The organism is Streptomyces sp. NPDC058326, from assembly GCF_042879855.1.
Classification (GTDB): domain Bacteria; phylum Actinomycetota; class Actinomycetes; order Streptomycetales; family Streptomycetaceae; genus Streptomyces.
Genome location: NZ_JBHVZO010000017.1, coordinates 131,762 through 147,361, shown reverse-complemented (window position 1 = coordinate 147,361; position 15,600 = coordinate 131,762). Strand labels below are relative to the sequence as shown.

The window sequence follows — 15,600 nt, the reverse complement described above, 5'->3', positions numbered from 1 at the left end:
CTCCCCACGACGCAGAACGAATCGAAAGCAGGAAGAGCCCTGAGCACGCGCCTCGACCACCGCAACCCCCTCGTGTTCGACACGCACGAGCTGGGGCGGCGTCCTGGTGCCCTCCAGCGGATCTCGCGTTCGATCGAGGCCCCCACGGCCCTGGGCGTCGAAGGAGTGATCGGAGTGCCCGAGGGCGCTCCGGTGGAAATCGATCTCCGTCTTGAGTCGGTCATGGAAGGGGTGCTTGTCACAGGCACCGCCCGTGCATCGGCCGAGGGGGAGTGCGTAAGGTGTCTGGAGCCCGTCGAGCTGGAGCTCGACGTGGACTTCCAGGAGATGTTCTCGTACCCCGACTCCGACGACCGGGGCCGCTCCAAGGCGGCCGCGGACGACGAAGCCGAGGCCGACGAGGACATGATCCCCCTCGAGGACGGCATGTTCGACCTCGAACCCGTGCTGCGTGATGCGGTGGTGCTCGCACTGCCGATGCAGCCGGTGTGCCGGGAGGACTGTGCAGGCCTGTGCTCCGAATGTGGAGCCAACCTGAACGAGAACCCGGACCACCACCACGACGCCGTCGACGCTCGTTGGGCGGCATTGCAGGGACTCGCCGGTTCGCTGGGAACCGATGAGAAGGACAACATGAGCGGCAAAGCCTCTGACGGGGACGTCCGAAGCGCCGCCGAGAAGCAGGAGAAGTAGCCGTGGCTGTTCCGAAGCGGAAGATGTCGCGCAGCAACACGCGCCACCGCCGGTCGCAGTGGAAGGCTGCGGTCCCCACCCTGGTTTCGTGTGAGCGTTGCCAGGAGCCGAAGCTGCAGCACATCGCGTGCCCGAGCTGCGGCACCTACAACAAGCGCCAGGTCCTCTCGGTCTGATTGGGCTGGTGAGAGGCGCAATGTCTGAGTCCCGCAAGACGGACGACAAGACGGACCATGCCTCGTCCCACACGCTTCTGGAAGGGCGGCTCGGCTACAAGCTCGAGTCCGCCCTTCTGGTGCGTGCGCTGACCCATCGTTCGTACGCGTACGAGAACGGCGGTCTGCCCACCAACGAGCGTCTCGAGTTCCTCGGGGACTCCGTGCTCGGCCTGGTGGTCACGGACACGCTGTACCGGACCCACCCCGACCTGCCGGAAGGCCAGCTGGCCAAACTGCGGGCCGCGGTGGTCAACTCGCGTGCGCTGGCGGACGTGGGGCGCGAACTCGAACTCGGCTCCTTCATCCGGCTCGGCCGGGGCGAAGAGGGCACGGGTGGCCGGGACAAGGCGTCCATCCTCGCCGACACCCTTGAAGCGGTGATCGGCGCGGTCTATCTCGACCAGGGCCTCGACGCGGCGTCCGAGCTGGTGCACCGGCTCTTCGACCCGCTGATCGAGAAGTCCTCGAACCTCGGTGCGGGCCTGGACTGGAAGACCAGTCTCCAGGAACTCACCGCGGCCGAGGGTCTGGGTGTGCCGGAGTACCTCGTCTCCGAAGAGGGCCCCGACCACGAGAAGATCTTCACTGCTGCCGCCCGCGTCGGTGGTGTCTCGTACGGCACCGGCACCGGCCGCAGCAAGAAGGAAGCGGAACAGCAGGCGGCGGAGTCCGCGTGGCGCGCGATTCGCGCGGCCGCGGACGAACGCACGGCAGCGGCGAAGGCCGCGGCCGAGGCGGGAACGGGAGAGGTCGCCGACCCCTCTCCGACCGTCCACCGGGCGACGGCCTGACGGCCCGCACCCACCGCTTCCCGAGAACCCCGCCCCAGGGCGGGGTTCTCGCTTTTCCGGGTACCCGCCCCCGGTAGGGTTGAAGCGCAGTCGAAGTCGTCCGTCCGGAGGAGTCCCGTGCCCGAGCTGCCCGAGGTCGAGGTCGTACGACGCGGTCTGGAGCGCTGGGTCGCCGGGCGGACCGTGACCGAGGTCGAGGTGCTGCACCCGAGGGCCGTACGGCGTCATCCGGCGGGCGGCGAGGACTTCGCGGCCCGGCTGAAGGGGCAGCGGTTCGAGGTGGCCAGGCGACGCGGCAAGTACCTCTGGCTGCCGCTGGCCGACACGGGGACATCCGTCCTCGGACACCTCGGCATGAGCGGGCAGCTGCTCGTGCAGCCCGAGGACGCCGCCGACGAGAAGCACCTCCGGATCCGGATCCGCTTCGCCGACTCCGCCGGCACCGAGCTCCGCTTCGTGGACCAGCGCACCTTCGGCGGGCTCTCGCTCCACGACCAGACCCCCGACGGGCTGCCCGACGTCATCGGGCACATCGCCCGCGACCCGCTGGATCCCGACTTCGACGACGCCGTCTTCCAGAGCGCGCTGCGGCTGCGCCGTACGACCGTCAAGCGGGCGCTCCTCGACCAGTCGCTGATCAGCGGAGTCGGAAACATCTACGCCGACGAGGCGCTCTGGCGGTCCCGGCTGCACTACGACCGGCCGACCGCCACCCTGACGCGCCCGCGCACGGCCGAACTCCTCGGACACGTCAGAGACGTGATGAACGCGGCGCTCGCCGTCGGCGGCACCAGCTTCGACAGTCTGTACGTGAACGTCAACGGCGAATCCGGCTACTTCGACCGCTCCCTCGACGCCTACGGGCGCGAGGACGAGCCGTGCCGCCGCTGCGGTACGCCGATGAGACGGCGCGCGTGGATGAACCGCTCCAGCTACTTCTGCCCCCGCTGCCAGCGTCCGCCGCGCGTGACGGCGTAAGCAGTCCGGAGCTCGCGCTCCGGGCAGGCGGTGAGCGCGTGTCTCGGACGGACAGGGAGCTCGTGCTTCAGGCGGTCGCCGGAGCCACGCGCTCCGCGTCGTAGTTCTCCCGGGCCGCCTCGACCTGGGGCATCCGCCCCTCCACCAGTTCGATCAGGCCGATCAGCCGCTCCGCGATCTCACGGCCGAGCGGGGTGAGCCGGTAGTCGACCCGCGGCGGGTTGGTGGGCTGTGCCTCGCGATGGACGAGGCCGTCGCGCTCCAAGGCCTGCAGGGTCTGCGACAGCATCTTCTCGCTCACGCCGTCGACCCGTCGCCGCAGTTCGTTGAAGCGGAACGAGCCCTCGTGCAGCGCGCCCAGCGTCAGGCTCCCCCAGCGGCCCGTCACGTGCTCGAGCGTCCCCCGCGAGGGACAGGCCCGCGCGAAGACGTCGTAGGCGAGGTCGTCACTCATGACGTCCACCGTACTCCCGCGCAGCGCTCACCACCATGGGGGCGCTGCCCATCGGCATGCGCTGTCGGAAAGACAGTGCTCAGGCGGCTCAGTAGCCGAAGTTCTGCGTCCACCAGGGGCCGCCGTCGCCGAAGTGGACGCCGACGCCGACGGTCGTGAAGTCGCAGTTCAGGATGTTGGCGCGGTGGCCGTCGCTGTTCATCCAGGACTCCATCACGGCCGCCGCGTCCGCCTGGCCGCGGGCGATGTTCTCGCCGCCCAGGCCCGAGATGCCCGCCTTCTCCGCGCGCACCCACGGCGTTGCCCCGTCCGGGTCCGTGTGGTCGAAGAAGCCCCGGGACGCCATGTCCGCGCTGAACGCCCCGGCCAGTGCGGCGAGCCGCGCGTCCCTGTTCACCGGGGTGCAGCCCACCTGGGCGCGCTCGGCGTTGACCAGACGCAGGACCTCGGCCTCGGCGGCCTCGACCCGGTCGGCGGTGGAGGGGGCCCTGGTCTTCTCGACCGGTGCCTCGGTAGTCGGGGCGGGCTTCGGCGGCGCGGGGGCCTTGGTGGAGGGCGCGACCGTGATCCTCGGCGTCGTGGGCGCGGGCTTCGCGGTCTTCTTGGGCTTCGTGGGCTTCGGGGCCGCCTGGGGGGGCTTGGGAGCCGCCGGCTTCGTCGGCGTCGCCTTCGGGCTCGGCTTCGTGGACGGGGTGGCCGAAGGCGAGGCCGCCTTGCCGCTGCCCGTACCCGATCCCGTACGCGGGCCGTCGGTGGAGCCCGAGTCGCCCGCAGGGGTCTGGGTGGCCCCGCCCTGCGTCGTCAGTTCCGGGGCCTGCCGGGCAAGGCTCGGGCGCTCGCTCGTGCCGATGCTGCCGACCGTGAACGTGTCCCCGCCCGGCAGCAGGCCGGAGGCCACGGCGACGGCGCCCATCGCGACCGCCGCGGAGGCGCCGAGCAGGCCGGTGCGCACGGGTGTGCCGAGCCGCTTGCGGCGGGCACCCCGGTGCTGGTGGTCCGTACCGGCCGCGTACTCTTCTGCGGCGGGTGCGGCTCCGGCGCGACGGTGGCGTCCCATCTGCTCTGCCTTCCTCTGCTGGTTCAGTTGGGCTTTGCTGATCTTTGCTGTCGGCACCGTTGCGGGTCGTCAGCCGAACAGTGCGCGCCCGAACGGGTGAGGCGTGTTCGGTCGGGACTGTAGTCCATGGGCGTCCGGGGCGACGTGCTGATCTGGCAATCCGCCCGCTAGCGTGCAGTCATGAGTGATGACGTACGGATGACCGCCTGGGTGCGCGGCCGGGTACAGGGAGTGGGCTTCCGCTGGTTCACCAGGGCAAACGCTTTGGAGATCGGCGGCCTGCTCGGCTTCGCCCTGAACCTCGATGACGGCCGTGTGCAGGTCGTGGCCGAGGGGTCGCGTGAGAATTGCCACCGTCTGCTGGCCTGGCTCCGCTCGGACGACACACCCGGGCGCGTGGACGGAGTCACTGAGATCTGGGCCACGCCACGCGGCGGCTACGACACGTTCGCCATCCGCTGAGACCTCCGCGCCGGCGCCCCGCCCGGTGACCCGGAGGGGTGCCGGGCGGACGCGCGGTAACAGGTGCGTGACGGGGGAAAGTCCCTGGTGGTTGCCAAGAAGCGCCCGTCGTGGAAGGCTGCCGGGTAAGGATGATCGCGACGCCCTGAGGCACCGAGTCTGCGAGGCCCCGCCGCCCGTCGGGCGGCCCTGGACTCCTCGGTCGCCCCTTCGCACGGGGCGTGATCGTGTTGACCGTCAAACTTTTTGGTGAGACTCTGGAAGCCCCGCGCACCTTAGCTGTTTGGCAGTGGAACCGGCACGACAAGCAGTACTGCCGAGCACCGCGGGTGCGAATCCCTCACGACCCAACCGCTTCGGTCGGTCACTCATTGTGGAGGACCATCCATCATGGCAAAGGCGCTTCTCGGTTACGTCGGCGGCTCCGACCCGCGACTCCTCGCCGAGATGCGACGGCTTCAGCAGCGCGTCCAGGACCTCGAATCCGAGCTGGTACGGATCCAGTCCGAGAACGACTCGCTCGCCGCTGCCGCCGCTCATCACCAGGGAGAATCGCTGCTGAACAGCATCGACCTCGACGTACCCCAGGCGGAGCCTGCGCTCACCTGACAACCCAGCCCCGAGGGGCCAGGTGGGAAACACTCACGCCGGCACGGCCGACTGGGCAACCACGTCGGTACAGCTGGACATGCAAGGGGCGCTTCGGCGTCCCTTCTCTCTTTCCCCCCGCTTCACCCACTGTTTCCCCCTCGTCCCCCTCTTCTCATCCGAGGATCTGCCCTGCACCTTCGCGGGTGAAACGCACGGGCCCCGGTAGAGTCCCCGGGGTGCACCTCAAGGCCCTGACCCTCCGCGGATTCAAGTCGTTCGCCTCGGCCACCACCCTGCGGTTCGAGCCGGGAATCACCTGTGTCGTGGGCCCCAACGGATCGGGCAAGTCCAACGTCGTGGACGCCCTCTCCTGGGTCATGGGCGAGCAGGGCGCGAAGTCGCTGCGCGGCGGCAAGATGGAGGACGTCATCTTCGCCGGCACGACCGGGCGTCCCCCGCTCGGCCGCGCCGAGGTCTCGCTCACCATCGACAACTCCGACGGCGCCCTGCCCATCGACTACGCCGAGGTCACCCTGACCCGGATCATGTTCCGGGGCGGCAGCAGCGAGTACCAGATCAACGGCGACACCTGCCGGCTGCTCGACTTCCAGGACCTGCTCTCCGACTCCGGCATCGGACGCGAGATGCACGTCATCGTCGGCCAGGGGCAGCTCGACTCCGTGCTGCACGCCGACCCGATGGGCCGCCGCGCCTTCATCGAGGAGGCGGCCGGCGTCCTCAAACACCGCAAGCGCAAGGAGAAGGCGCTGCGGAAGCTCGACGCGATGCAGGCCAACCTCGCGCGCGTGCAGGACCTCACCGACGAACTCCGCCGGCAGCTCAAGCCCCTCGGCCGGCAGGCCGCCGTCGCCCGCCGCGCCGTCGTCATCCAGGCCGACCTGCGCGACGCACGGCTCCGCCTCCTCGCCGACGACCTCGTCCACCTCCAGCGGGCCCTCACGGCCGAGGTCGCCGACGAGGCGGCCCTGCTCGCCCGCAAGGAGGCCACCGAGACCGCGCTGCGCGACGCGCTCGCCCGTGAGGCGGAGCTCGAAGCGGAGGCCCGCGCCCTCGTGCCCCGCCTGGAGCGGGCCCAGCAGAACTGGTACGCCCTCTCCCAGCTCGCCGAACGCGTCCGCGGCACCGTCTCCCTCGCCGACGCGCGCGTGAAGAGCGCCACCACGGCGCCCCCGGACGAGCGCCGCGGCCGCGACCCGGAGGACCTGGAGCGGGAGGCGGCCCGCGTCCGCGAGCAGGAGGCGGAGCTGGCAGCCGCCCTGGAGGCGGCCGAGCGGGCCCTTGAGGACACCATCGCCCGCCGCGCCGAGCTCGAACAGGCGCTGGCGGCCGAGGAACGACGCCTCAAAGACCTGGCCCGCGCCCTCGCCGACCGGCGCGAGGGCCTCGCCCGCCTGCACGGCCAGGTCAACGCGGCCCGCTCGCGCGCCGCCTCCGCGCAGGCCGAGATCGACCGCCTCGCCGCCGCCCGCGACGAGGCGGTGGAGCGGGCGGCCACCGCCCAGGAGGAGTACGAGCAGCTCCGGGCGGAGGTCGAGGGACTCGACGCGGCGGACACCGAACACGGCGAGCGTCATGAGGCCGCCCGACGGGAACTGGCCGAGGCTGAAGCCCAGTTGAGCGCCGCCCGCGAGGCCGCGGGCGCCGCCGAACGCCGCCGCGCCGCCACCCGGGCCCGGCACGAGACGCTCGCCCTCGGCCTGCGCCGCAAGGACGGCACGGGCGCGCTGCTCGCCGCGGGACTCGACGGACTCCTCGGCCCGGCGGCCGAACTCCTCACCGTCACCCCGGGATACGAGATCCCGGTCTCCGCCGCACTCGGCGCCGCCGCCGACGCCGTCGCGGCCACCGGGCCCTCCGCGGCCGCCGAAGCCCTCCGACTGCTGCGCAAGCAGGACGCCGGCCGTGTCTCCCTGGTCCTGACCGGAGCCCCGGAACCGGACCCCGTACCGGCGTCCGACGGTCGCCCGTACGCCGCCGACCTCGTGCACGGACCCCCTGAACTCATGGCGGCCGTACGCCGCTTGCTGGCCGGAGTCGTGGTCGTCGGAGATCTGGACGAGGCCGCGGAACTGGTCAGGTCCCGGCCCGCGCTGACCGCCGTCACCGCCGAGGGCGACCTGCTCGGGGCCCACTTCGCGCAAGGAGGCTCCGCGGGAGCCCCCAGCCTCCTCGAAGTCCAGGCCTCGGTCGCCGAGGCCGCCGCCGAACTCGAAGAACTGGCCGTTCACTGCGCGGAGTCGGCGACGGCCCAGCGGGAGGCCGACGAGCGGCGCCGTACCGCCGCCGCACTCGTCGAGGAACTCGACGCCCGCCGCCGTACCGCCGAGCGCGAGAAGTCCGCCGTCTCCAAGGAGCTCGGGCGGCTCGCCGGGCAGGCCAGGGCAGCGGCGGGGGAGGCCGAGCGGACCGTGGCGGCGGCCGCCCGCGCCCAGGAGGCCCTGGAGAAGGCGACCGAGGAGGCGGAAGAGCTCGCCGAACGGCTCCTGGTCGCCCAGGAGGACGCCGACCTCGGGGGCGCGGAGGGCTCCGGGGACGACGAACCCGACACCGCCACCCGCGACCGGCTCGCGAGCGACGGCTCCCACGCGCGCCAGACCGAGATGGAGGCGCGGCTCCAGGTCCGTACCCACGAGGAGCGGGTCAAGGGGCTCGCCGGGCGGGCCGACTCCCTCGACCGGGCCGCACGGGCCGAACGGGAGGCATGCGCGCGTGCCGAGCAGCGCAGGGCCAGGCTGCGCCACGAGGAGCGGGTCGCGGGCGCGGTCGCCGCGGGCGCACGGGGGCTCCTGGCCCATGTCGAGGTCTCGCTGGTCCGCGCCGAGCGGGAGCGTGCGGCGGCCCAGACGGCACGCGCCGACCGGGAGCAGGGTCTGACGGCCGCCCGGGCCCGTGGCCGGGAGCTCAAGGCCGAGCTCGACAAGCTGACCGACTCCGTCCACCGGGGCGAGGTGCTGGGCGCGGAGAAGCGGCTGCGGATCGAGCAGCTGGAGGCGAAGGCCCTGGAGGAGTTCGGCGTGGAGGCGACCGACCTGGTCGCCGAGTACGGCCCGGACCAGCCCGTGCCGCCGCCGCCCGGGGTCGAGGGGGAGGAGACGGACGGCGATGACGCGGCCCGACCGCGCCCGTTCGTCCGTTCGGAGCAGGAGAAGCGGCTCAAGGCCGCCGAACGGGCGTACCACCAGCTGGGCAAGGTCAATCCCCTGGCCCTGGAGGAGTTCGCGGCCCTGGAGGAGCGGCACCAGTTCCTCTCGGAGCAGCTGGAGGACCTGAGGAAGACCAGGACCGACCTGCTTCAGGTCGTGAAGGAGGTCGACCTGCGGGTCGAGCAGGTCTTCACCGAGGCGTACCGGGACACGGCCCGTGAGTTCGAGGGCGTCTTCTCGCGGCTCTTCCCGGGCGGCGAGGGCCGGCTGGTCCTCACCGACCCGGACAACATGCTCACCACGGGCGTCGACGTGGAGGCCCGCCCTCCGGGCAAGAAGGTCAAGCGGCTCTCGCTGCTCTCGGGCGGCGAGCGCTCGCTCACGGCCGTGGCGCTGCTCGTCTCGATCTTCAAGGCGCGGCCCAGCCCGTTCTACGTGATGGACGAGGTCGAGGCGGCGCTCGACGACACCAACCTCCAGCGACTGATCCGGATCATGCGGGAGCTCCAGGAGTCCTCGCAGCTGATCGTGATCACCCACCAGAAGCGGACGATGGAGGTCGCGGACGCGCTGTACGGCGTATCCATGCAGGGTGACGGCGTCTCGAAGGTCATCAGCCAGCGACTCCGCTAAGCGTTCGTTCAAGTATTGAACTAGTGAGGGTCTGGTCTGCTCTAAAAGTCACACGACATCGACTATTGACTTCGAAACTTGAAGGCATAGTCTCTGCAACGTTGCTTTTACCTTCACGTGGTGGGCGGCGTGAAGTTGTGCGCCACTGGAAGGGCTTCCCCCCACCGAGGAGTCCATGTGACCAACACCGCGCAGGCGCCCACGCCGCCGCCTTCCGAAGGCCGAGCCGCCCACCCGGACCACCTCGGCCACGTCATCTTCATCACGGCCTCCGCCGCGATGGGCGGATTCCTCTTCGGATACGACAGCTCCGTCATCAACGGCGCCGTCGAGGCGATCCGCCACCGCTACGACATCGGCTCCGGCACCCTCGCCCAGGTCATCGCGATCGCCCTGATCGGCTGCGCCATCGGCGCCGCCACCGCCGGCCGGATCGCCGACCGCATCGGCCGCATCCGCTGCATGCAGATCTCCGCGGTGCTCTTCGCCGTCAGCGCCGTGGGCTCCGCCCTGCCCTTCGCCCTCTGGGACCTGGCGCTCTGGCGGGTCGTCGGCGGCTTCGCCATCGGCATGGCCTCGGTGATCGGCCCCGCCTACATCGCCGAGGTCGCCCCCGCCGCCTACCGCGGCCGCCTCGGCTCCTTCCAGCAGGCCGCGATCGTCATCGGCATCGCCATCTCCCAGCTGGTCAACTACGGCATCCTCCAGCTCGCCGACGGCGACCAGCGCGGCGAGATCGGCGGCCTGGAGGCCTGGCAGTGGATGCTCGGCGTGATGGTCGTCCCCGCCCTGCTCTACGGCATGCTCTCCTTCGCCATCCCCGAGTCCCCGCGCTTCCTGATCTCCGTCGGCAAGGTCGCCCGCGCCAAGGAGGTCCTCGCCGAGGTCGAGGGCCACGGCGTCGACCTCGACCTCCGCGTCGCCGAGATCGACCGGGCGATGCGCAGCGAGCACAAGTCGACCTTCAAGGACCTGCTCGTGGCCGGCGGCCGTTTCAAGCTGCTGCCCATCGTCTGGGTCGGCATCGGACTCTCGGTCTTCCAGCAGCTCGTCGGCATCAACGTCGCCTTCTACTACTCGGCGACCCTCTGGCAGTCCGTCGGCATCGACCCGTCGAGCTCGTTCTTCTACTCGTTCACCACGTCGATCATCAACATCGTCGGCACGGTGATCGCGATGGTCCTGGTCGACCGGGTGGGCCGCAAGCCGCTCGCGCTCGTCGGCTCCATCGGCATGGCCGTCGCCCTCGCCTTCGAGGCCTGGGCCTTCTCCGCCGACCTCGTCGACGGCAAGCTGCCCGAGACCCAGGGCGTCGTGGCACTCGTCGCCGCCCATGTGTTCGTGCTGTTCTTCGCCCTCTCGTGGGGCGTGGTGGTCTGGGTCTTCCTCGGCGAGATGTTCCCCAACCGGATCCGCGCCGCGGCCCTCGGTGTCGCCGCCTCCGCCCAGTGGATCGCCAACTGGGCCATCACCGCGAGCTTCCCGTCCCTCGCGGACTGGAACCTCTCCGGCACGTACGTGATCTACACGATCTTCGCCGTGCTCTCGATCCCCTTCGTGCTCCGGTACGTCAAGGAGACCAAGGGCAAGGCGTTGGAGGAGATGGGCTAACCCCCGCTGCCCCTCTCCTCACCCACGGAGACCGCCCCGGCCGAGGCCTCCGCCTTCGGCCGGGGCGGTCTCCGTCACCCGTCGAGCCGCGGCGCCGAGCCGTCACGCGCCGAACCGCGGCACCACGCTCACCCGTCGAGCCGCGGCACCACGCCCTCGCAGAACAGCCGCAGGCTCCGCCACCCCTCCTCCACCGGCATCCCGCCGCACAGCGGATGCAGCACCAGGCTCTCCAGGCCGAGCGCCAGGCACTCCTCCGGGGTGACGACCCGGTAGACCCCCTCCGCCCGCAGCTCCGCCACCGTCGTCGCCGCCGACCGCACCGCCGAGCGGATGTCCTTCGACTGCCACGACGCGTACGTCCGCGCCTCGTGCAGGAAGTGCTCCCCGTGCTCCGCCCAGGTCCGGTCCGGGTCCTCCGACAGATGCAGCAGCGGGGTCTCCTCCGCCGGCATCATCGTCCAGCCCTCGGTGCCGTACTCCGCGCACCGCTCCCGGTAGTAGGCGTCGAGCTCCGGCAGATGCGCGCTCGGGAAGAACGGCAGCCCGAGCCGGGCCGCGCGTCGGGCCGCCGCCCGCGACGAACCGCCCACGAGCAGCAGCGGATGCGGCCGGGTGAAGGGCCGCGGGGTGACCCGTACCGTACGACCCCGGTACGTGAACGGCTCCCCGGTCCAGGCCGTGAGCAGGGTCTCCAGGAGCAGGTCCTGCAGCTTGCCCCGCCGCCCCCAGTCGACCCCGCGCTCCTCGTACTCCTCCGGGCGGTAGCCGATCCCCGCCACCGTCACCAGACGGCCCCCGCTCAGCAGGTCCAGGACCGCGATGTCCTCGGCCAGCCGCAGCGGATCGTGCAGCGGCCCGATGATCGCCGAGACCGTGACGGCGATCTTGCGGGTCGCGCCGAAGACCGCGCCCGCGAAGGCGAAGGGGGAGGGCAGCCAGTTGTTCTCGACGCCGTGGTGCTCCTCGGTCTGCACGGTGTCGACCCCGTGCTCGTCGGCGTACGCGGCCATGGCGAGCGCGGCCCGGTAGCGCGCGGAGAGGGAGTCCGGGGTCGCGCGCGGATCGACGAGGTTGAACCGTACGACGCTGAACGGCATGGGAAGTCCCCCTTCGCAGGTGCGCGGAAGGGGGACAGTAGCTGACGGAGCGTCAGATGGAAACGGTCTCGTGGACCTCGGCGGCCGGTTCCGCCGCGGCCCGCGCGGGGGTCCGCGGCAGCACCGCGTAGAGCACGCCCGCCACCACGATCGTCGCCGCCCAGCCCAGACCGTTCTCGCCGATCCAGGACGAGGCGAGCGGACCGGCGAACCAGTCGACCTTCGTGAACAGGAGGCCCGCGAGCAGCGCCACGGCCCAGGCCGTCATGGCCTGCCAGGCGAAACCGGCCCGGTACCAGTAGGCGCTGGTCCGCGTGGTGTCCATGAGCGCCACCGCGTCGTACGACCGGCGCCGCAGCATGTCCACGCCGAAGACCCCGATCCACGCCGAGAACGCCACCGCGAGCAGCGTCAGGAAGGAGATGAACGAGCCGATGAAGCTGGTCGCCACCACCATCAGCAGGAAGCCGAAGACCAGGCTGATCACCGCGTTCACACTGACCGCCGCCGCCCGCGACACCTTGATGCCGAGGGTCTGCGCCGTGAACCCGGCCGAGTACATCGACATCGAGTTGATCAGCAGCATCCCGATCAGGGCGATCACCAGATACGGCACCGAGATCCACATCGGCAGCAGCTCACCGATGAACGAGACCGGGTCCTGCGCCGAGGCCAGGTCCGGCGTCGACACCGCCATCACCGCGCCCATCAGGACCATGGGCAGGACGACGATCCCGGCGCCGCCGACCGTCGAGCCCACCATCGCCTTCGAGGAGGCCGCGCGCGGCAGATAGCGGGTGAAGTCGGGGCCCGAGGGCACCCAGCTGATGCCACCGGCCGCGATCGTGCCGATGCCCGCGATCATCATGGCCGTCGAACCGGCCGGCTTGGCGAAGACCGCCGACCAGTCCGTGTTCGCCACCAGATAGACCAGGACCAGCACCGAGAAGGCGCCGAAGAGGTACGTGGACCACTTGCTGCACACCCGCAGGGCGTTGATGCCGAGACCCGAGACCAGGAAGGTGCAGGTGACGAAGAGCAGCAGCGTCACCACGATGAGGAGCGTGTTCGACTTCACCCCGAAGAGCAGGTCGAGCACGGTCAGCACCGCGTAGGCACCGGTCACCGCGTTGATGGTCTCCCAGCCCCAGCGGGCCACCCAGATCAGCGCACCCGGGAAAAGGTTTCCTCGCTGGCCGAACACGGCCCGCGACAGCGCCATCCCCGGCGCCCCGCCCCGCTTCCCCGCGATCGATATCAGGCCGACGATCCCGTACGAGAGGACGGGCGCGGCGACCGCCACGGCCAGGACCTGCCAGAAGTTCAGGCCGTTGAAGACGATCAGACCGGCGCCCATCGTGAGCAACAGCACACTGATGTTGGCGGCGACCCAGGTCGGGAAGAGCTCGCGGACCCGGCCGGTCCGCTCGGCGTCGGGGACGGGTTCGAGACCGCGGGTCTCCATGGCGCCGTCGTGCGTCGCGCCTGCGGCTTCGGAGGCGTCGTGGGGCATGGGGGTACTCCGTACACATGTGGGGGACCCACCCAGCGTACGTGCTCCGTCTCCGGCGGCTTCGTGGCCGATACTGGTGGGGTTATGGGAATCGAAATCCTCATCCTTGCCGTCGTCATCGCCGTCGTCGTGGTGGGTGTGACCAGCGGGCTCGTGATCGGCAGCCGCAAGAAGAAGCAGCTGCCGCCGGCGGAGCCGCCGTCCACCACCCCGACCATCACCGCTCCGCCCGCCGAGCCGCATGTCGGCGACGAGGCGGAGACCCTCCGGGAGGAACCACGCCGCACGGTCGAGGAGGTCACTCTCCCCGCCGAGGAGGCCGTCGAGACGCCGGCCGCCGTCGAGGACCCCGTCGTCGCGGAGCCCGCGGCCCCCGAGATCGAGGTGCCCGAGCCCACCGCAGGCCGTCTCGTACGGCTCCGCGCCCGGCTCGCCCGCTCGCAGAACTCGCTCGGCAAGGGGCTGCTCACGCTCCTGTCCCGCGAGCACCTCGACGAGGACACCTGGGAGGAGATCGAGGAGACCCTCCTCACCGCCGACGTCGGCGTCGCCCCCACCCAGGAACTCGTCGAGCGCCTGCGCGAGCGGGTCCGTGTGCTCGGCACCCGCACCCCGGAGGAGCTGCGCGGCCTGCTCCGCGAGGAGCTCGTCGCCCTGCTCGGGCCCGACCTCGACCGCACGGTGCACACCGAGAGCCCCACCGACGTCCCGGGCGTGGTCATGGTCGTCGGTGTCAACGGCACCGGCAAGACCACCACCACCGGCAAGCTGGCCCGCGTCCTCGTCGCCGACGGCAAGTCCGTCGTCCTCGGCGCCGCCGACACCTTCCGCGCCGCCGCGGCCGACCAGCTGCAGACCTGGGGCGAGCGCGTCGGCGCCCGGACCGTCCGCGGCCCGGAGGGCGGCGACCCGGCGTCGATCGCCTACGACGCCGTCAAGGAGGGCATCGCGGAGGGCGCCGACGTCGTCCTCATCGACACCGCGGGCCGGCTCCACACCAAGACCGGGCTCATGGACGAGCTCGGCAAGGTCAAGCGCGTCGTCGAGAAGCACGGCCCGCTCGACGAGATCCTCCTCGTCCTCGACGCCACCACCGGTCAGAACGGTCTGATCCAGGCCCGCGTCTTCGCCGAGGTCGTCGACATCACCGGCATCGTGCTCACCAAGCTCGACGGCACCGCCAAGGGCGGCATCGTCGTCGCCGTCCAGCGCGAGCTCGGCGTCCCGGTCAAGCTGGTCGGCCTGGGCGAGGGCCCCGACGACCTGGCCCCCTTCGAGCCGGGCGCCTTCGTCGACGCCCTGATCGGCGACTGACCCGCGGTCGAAGCGCAAGCGTGAGGGCCCCCGCCGTGGATCGGCGGGGGCCCTCACGTATGCCCTAGAAGTGCGTGCGGTGGCAGATGTACGCCAGGGTGCCGAGCAGCAGCCGCGCCTGCGGCGGCGCGCCCGCCGTATCCAGCGTCGGGGGCCTCAGCCAGCACACCGGACCGAGCCCGCCCAGGTCCGACGGGGGAGCGGTGATGTGGCTCCCCGGCCCCAGTCCGTGCAGGTCCAGATCGGCGTCGTCCCAGCCCATCCGGTACAGCAGCTGCGGAAGCTCCGCCGCCGCCCCCGGGGCCACGAAGAACCGGGCCCGCCCCGTCGGCGTCGCGCACACCGGGCCGAGCGGCAGCCCCATGCGCTCGAGACGGACGAGCGCCCGGCGGCCCGCCGCCTCGGCGACCTCGATCACGTCGAAGGCCCTGCCCACCGGCAGCAGCAGTGCCGCGCCCGGGTACTCCGACCACGCCTTGGCCGCGTCGTCGAGGCCGGCGCCCGCCGGGACCGGCTCCGCGAAGGAGAGGGGGTGCGCGCCCGGGGCCGTACACGCGGGATCACCGCAGGAGCACTGGCCGGAGACGGCCCGAGCGCCGGGGACGACGTCCCAGCCCCACAGGCCGGTGTACTCGGCCACCGCTGTGCACTCCGTGGTGCGTACGCGGCGGCGTACGCCGGACCGCATCTCACGAATGCCGCCGATCGTGAAACCCATGCCCCCTCCAACGGGTCGAGCGCGCCGGTGGTTACGACCCGGAGCATCGTCGTCACCCTTCGTCACGTTCCGTCGCGGAATGTGCAGCGCGGTCGTGCGAAGGGTGGTGCGGGCCGGGGCGCGCGCCTCTCCGCGCATCCGTCCGCCGACTCCGGTTCGTCGCATGTCAAGTGAATCGCGTTCCACGGGCGGCGGGTTCATTCGATGGGGTGGCGAATGGTGGCGTTTCTTGAATCGGGCTCGTAGACGGGTGATCGTAGGATTACTTTCGGTACTCGAAACCAGGAGGCGCTTGCGCACGCG

General features: G+C 71.3%; 14 protein-coding genes. 9 read left to right on the top strand and 5 right to left on the bottom strand.

Annotated features, from left to right (window positions below):
* The first annotated feature begins 39 nt into the window (after positions 1–39).
* From ACFVYX_RS27485 to mutM, 4 genes are all read left to right on the top strand, one after another.
* Entirely contained in the window at positions 40–693 is a 654-nt protein-coding gene (locus ACFVYX_RS27485; protein ID WP_389684203.1) for a YceD family protein, read from the top strand.
* Between the two features lie 2 nt (positions 694–695).
* Complete coding sequence (gene rpmF / locus ACFVYX_RS27480) at positions 696–869, top strand: 50S ribosomal protein L32 (protein ID WP_015036448.1); 174 nt, start codon at positions 696–698, stop codon at positions 867–869.
* Between the two features lie 20 nt (positions 870–889).
* On the top strand, positions 890–1,702 hold the full coding sequence (gene rnc, locus ACFVYX_RS27475) for a ribonuclease III (protein ID WP_389684175.1): 813 nt from the start codon (positions 890–892) through the stop codon (positions 1,700–1,702).
* Between the two features lie 117 nt (positions 1,703–1,819).
* Entirely contained in the window at positions 1,820–2,680 is an 861-nt protein-coding gene (gene mutM, locus ACFVYX_RS27470) for a bifunctional DNA-formamidopyrimidine glycosylase/DNA-(apurinic or apyrimidinic site) lyase (protein WP_389684174.1), read from the top strand.
* Positions 2,681–2,747: 67 nt separating this feature from the next.
* Here the strand turns inward: mutM and ACFVYX_RS27465 are convergent, their stop codons facing one another.
* Both ACFVYX_RS27465 and ACFVYX_RS27460 read right to left on the bottom strand, forming a co-directional pair.
* Positions 2,748–3,134, bottom strand: coding sequence for a winged helix-turn-helix transcriptional regulator (locus ACFVYX_RS27465; RefSeq protein ID WP_389684173.1), 387 nt, complete (start codon positions 3,132–3,134; stop codon positions 2,748–2,750).
* A gap of 88 nt (positions 3,135–3,222) precedes the next feature.
* The gene (locus ACFVYX_RS27460) at positions 3,223–4,191 is read right to left on the bottom strand and encodes a CAP domain-containing protein (protein WP_389684172.1); all 969 of its coding nucleotides are present in this window, start codon (positions 4,189–4,191) and stop codon (positions 3,223–3,225) included.
* A 180-nt stretch (positions 4,192–4,371) separates the two neighbouring features.
* On the opposite strand from ACFVYX_RS27460, the gene ACFVYX_RS27455 reads away from it, so the two are divergent.
* The 4 genes from ACFVYX_RS27455 (at position 4,372) to ACFVYX_RS27440 (ending at position 10,652) form a co-directional block, all read left to right on the top strand.
* Positions 4,372–4,653: an acylphosphatase gene (locus ACFVYX_RS27455; protein WP_389684171.1), complete on the top strand. Its 282-nt coding sequence runs from the start codon at positions 4,372–4,374 to the stop codon at positions 4,651–4,653.
* A gap of 390 nt (positions 4,654–5,043) precedes the next feature.
* A complete protein-coding gene (locus ACFVYX_RS27450) occupies positions 5,044–5,262 on the top strand; it encodes a hypothetical protein (protein ID WP_030206333.1) in 219 nt (72 codons plus the stop codon).
* A 218-nt stretch (positions 5,263–5,480) separates the two neighbouring features.
* Positions 5,481–9,041 carry a chromosome segregation protein SMC gene (smc, locus tag ACFVYX_RS27445; protein WP_389684170.1) on the top strand — a complete coding sequence of 1,187 codons (3,561 nt, stop codon included), beginning with the start codon at positions 5,481–5,483 and terminating at the stop codon, positions 9,039–9,041.
* A gap of 177 nt (positions 9,042–9,218) precedes the next feature.
* Entirely contained in the window at positions 9,219–10,652 is a 1,434-nt protein-coding gene (locus ACFVYX_RS27440; RefSeq protein WP_389684169.1) for a sugar porter family MFS transporter, read from the top strand.
* Between the two features lie 128 nt (positions 10,653–10,780).
* Here the strand turns inward: ACFVYX_RS27440 and ACFVYX_RS27435 are convergent, their stop codons facing one another.
* Complete coding sequence (locus ACFVYX_RS27435; protein WP_389684168.1) at positions 10,781–11,752, bottom strand: LLM class flavin-dependent oxidoreductase; 972 nt, start codon at positions 11,750–11,752, stop codon at positions 10,781–10,783.
* Positions 11,753–11,804: 52 nt separating this feature from the next.
* Entirely contained in the window at positions 11,805–13,265 is a 1,461-nt protein-coding gene (locus ACFVYX_RS27430) for a cytosine permease (RefSeq protein WP_389684167.1), read from the bottom strand.
* 90 nt (positions 13,266–13,355) lie between these two features.
* Between ACFVYX_RS27430 and ftsY the strand changes: the two genes are divergently transcribed.
* A complete protein-coding gene (gene ftsY / locus ACFVYX_RS27425) occupies positions 13,356–14,579 on the top strand; it encodes a signal recognition particle-docking protein FtsY (RefSeq protein ID WP_389684202.1) in 1,224 nt (407 codons plus the stop codon).
* A 64-nt stretch (positions 14,580–14,643) separates the two neighbouring features.
* Here ftsY and ACFVYX_RS27420 read toward each other — a convergent pair whose 3' ends face one another.
* Positions 14,644–15,297, bottom strand: a complete 654-nt coding sequence (locus ACFVYX_RS27420; protein ID WP_389684166.1) for a bifunctional DNA primase/polymerase — start codon at positions 15,295–15,297, stop codon at positions 14,644–14,646.
* Positions 15,298–15,600 lie beyond the last annotated feature (303 nt).

Excerpts from the sequence above, each read along its gene's own strand:
- rnc (WP_389684175.1), top strand. The coding sequence starts at position 890 with ATGTCTGAGTCCCGCAAGACGGACGACAAGACGGACCATGCCTCGTCC.
- ACFVYX_RS27465 (WP_389684173.1), bottom strand. The coding sequence starts at position 3,134 with ATGAGTGACGACCTCGCCTACGACGTCTTCGCGCGGGCCTGTCCCTCG.
- ACFVYX_RS27460 (WP_389684172.1), bottom strand. The coding sequence starts at position 4,191 with ATGGGACGCCACCGTCGCGCCGGAGCCGCACCCGCCGCAGAAGAGTAC.
- ACFVYX_RS27455 (WP_389684171.1), top strand. The coding sequence starts at position 4,372 with ATGAGTGATGACGTACGGATGACCGCCTGGGTGCGCGGCCGGGTACAG.
- ACFVYX_RS27450 (WP_030206333.1), top strand. The coding sequence starts at position 5,044 with ATGGCAAAGGCGCTTCTCGGTTACGTCGGCGGCTCCGACCCGCGACTC.
- ACFVYX_RS27435 (WP_389684168.1), bottom strand. The coding sequence starts at position 11,752 with ATGCCGTTCAGCGTCGTACGGTTCAACCTCGTCGATCCGCGCGCGACC.
- ACFVYX_RS27430 (WP_389684167.1), bottom strand. The coding sequence starts at position 13,265 with ATGCCCCACGACGCCTCCGAAGCCGCAGGCGCGACGCACGACGGCGCC.
- ACFVYX_RS27420 (WP_389684166.1), bottom strand. The coding sequence starts at position 15,297 with ATGGGTTTCACGATCGGCGGCATTCGTGAGATGCGGTCCGGCGTACGC.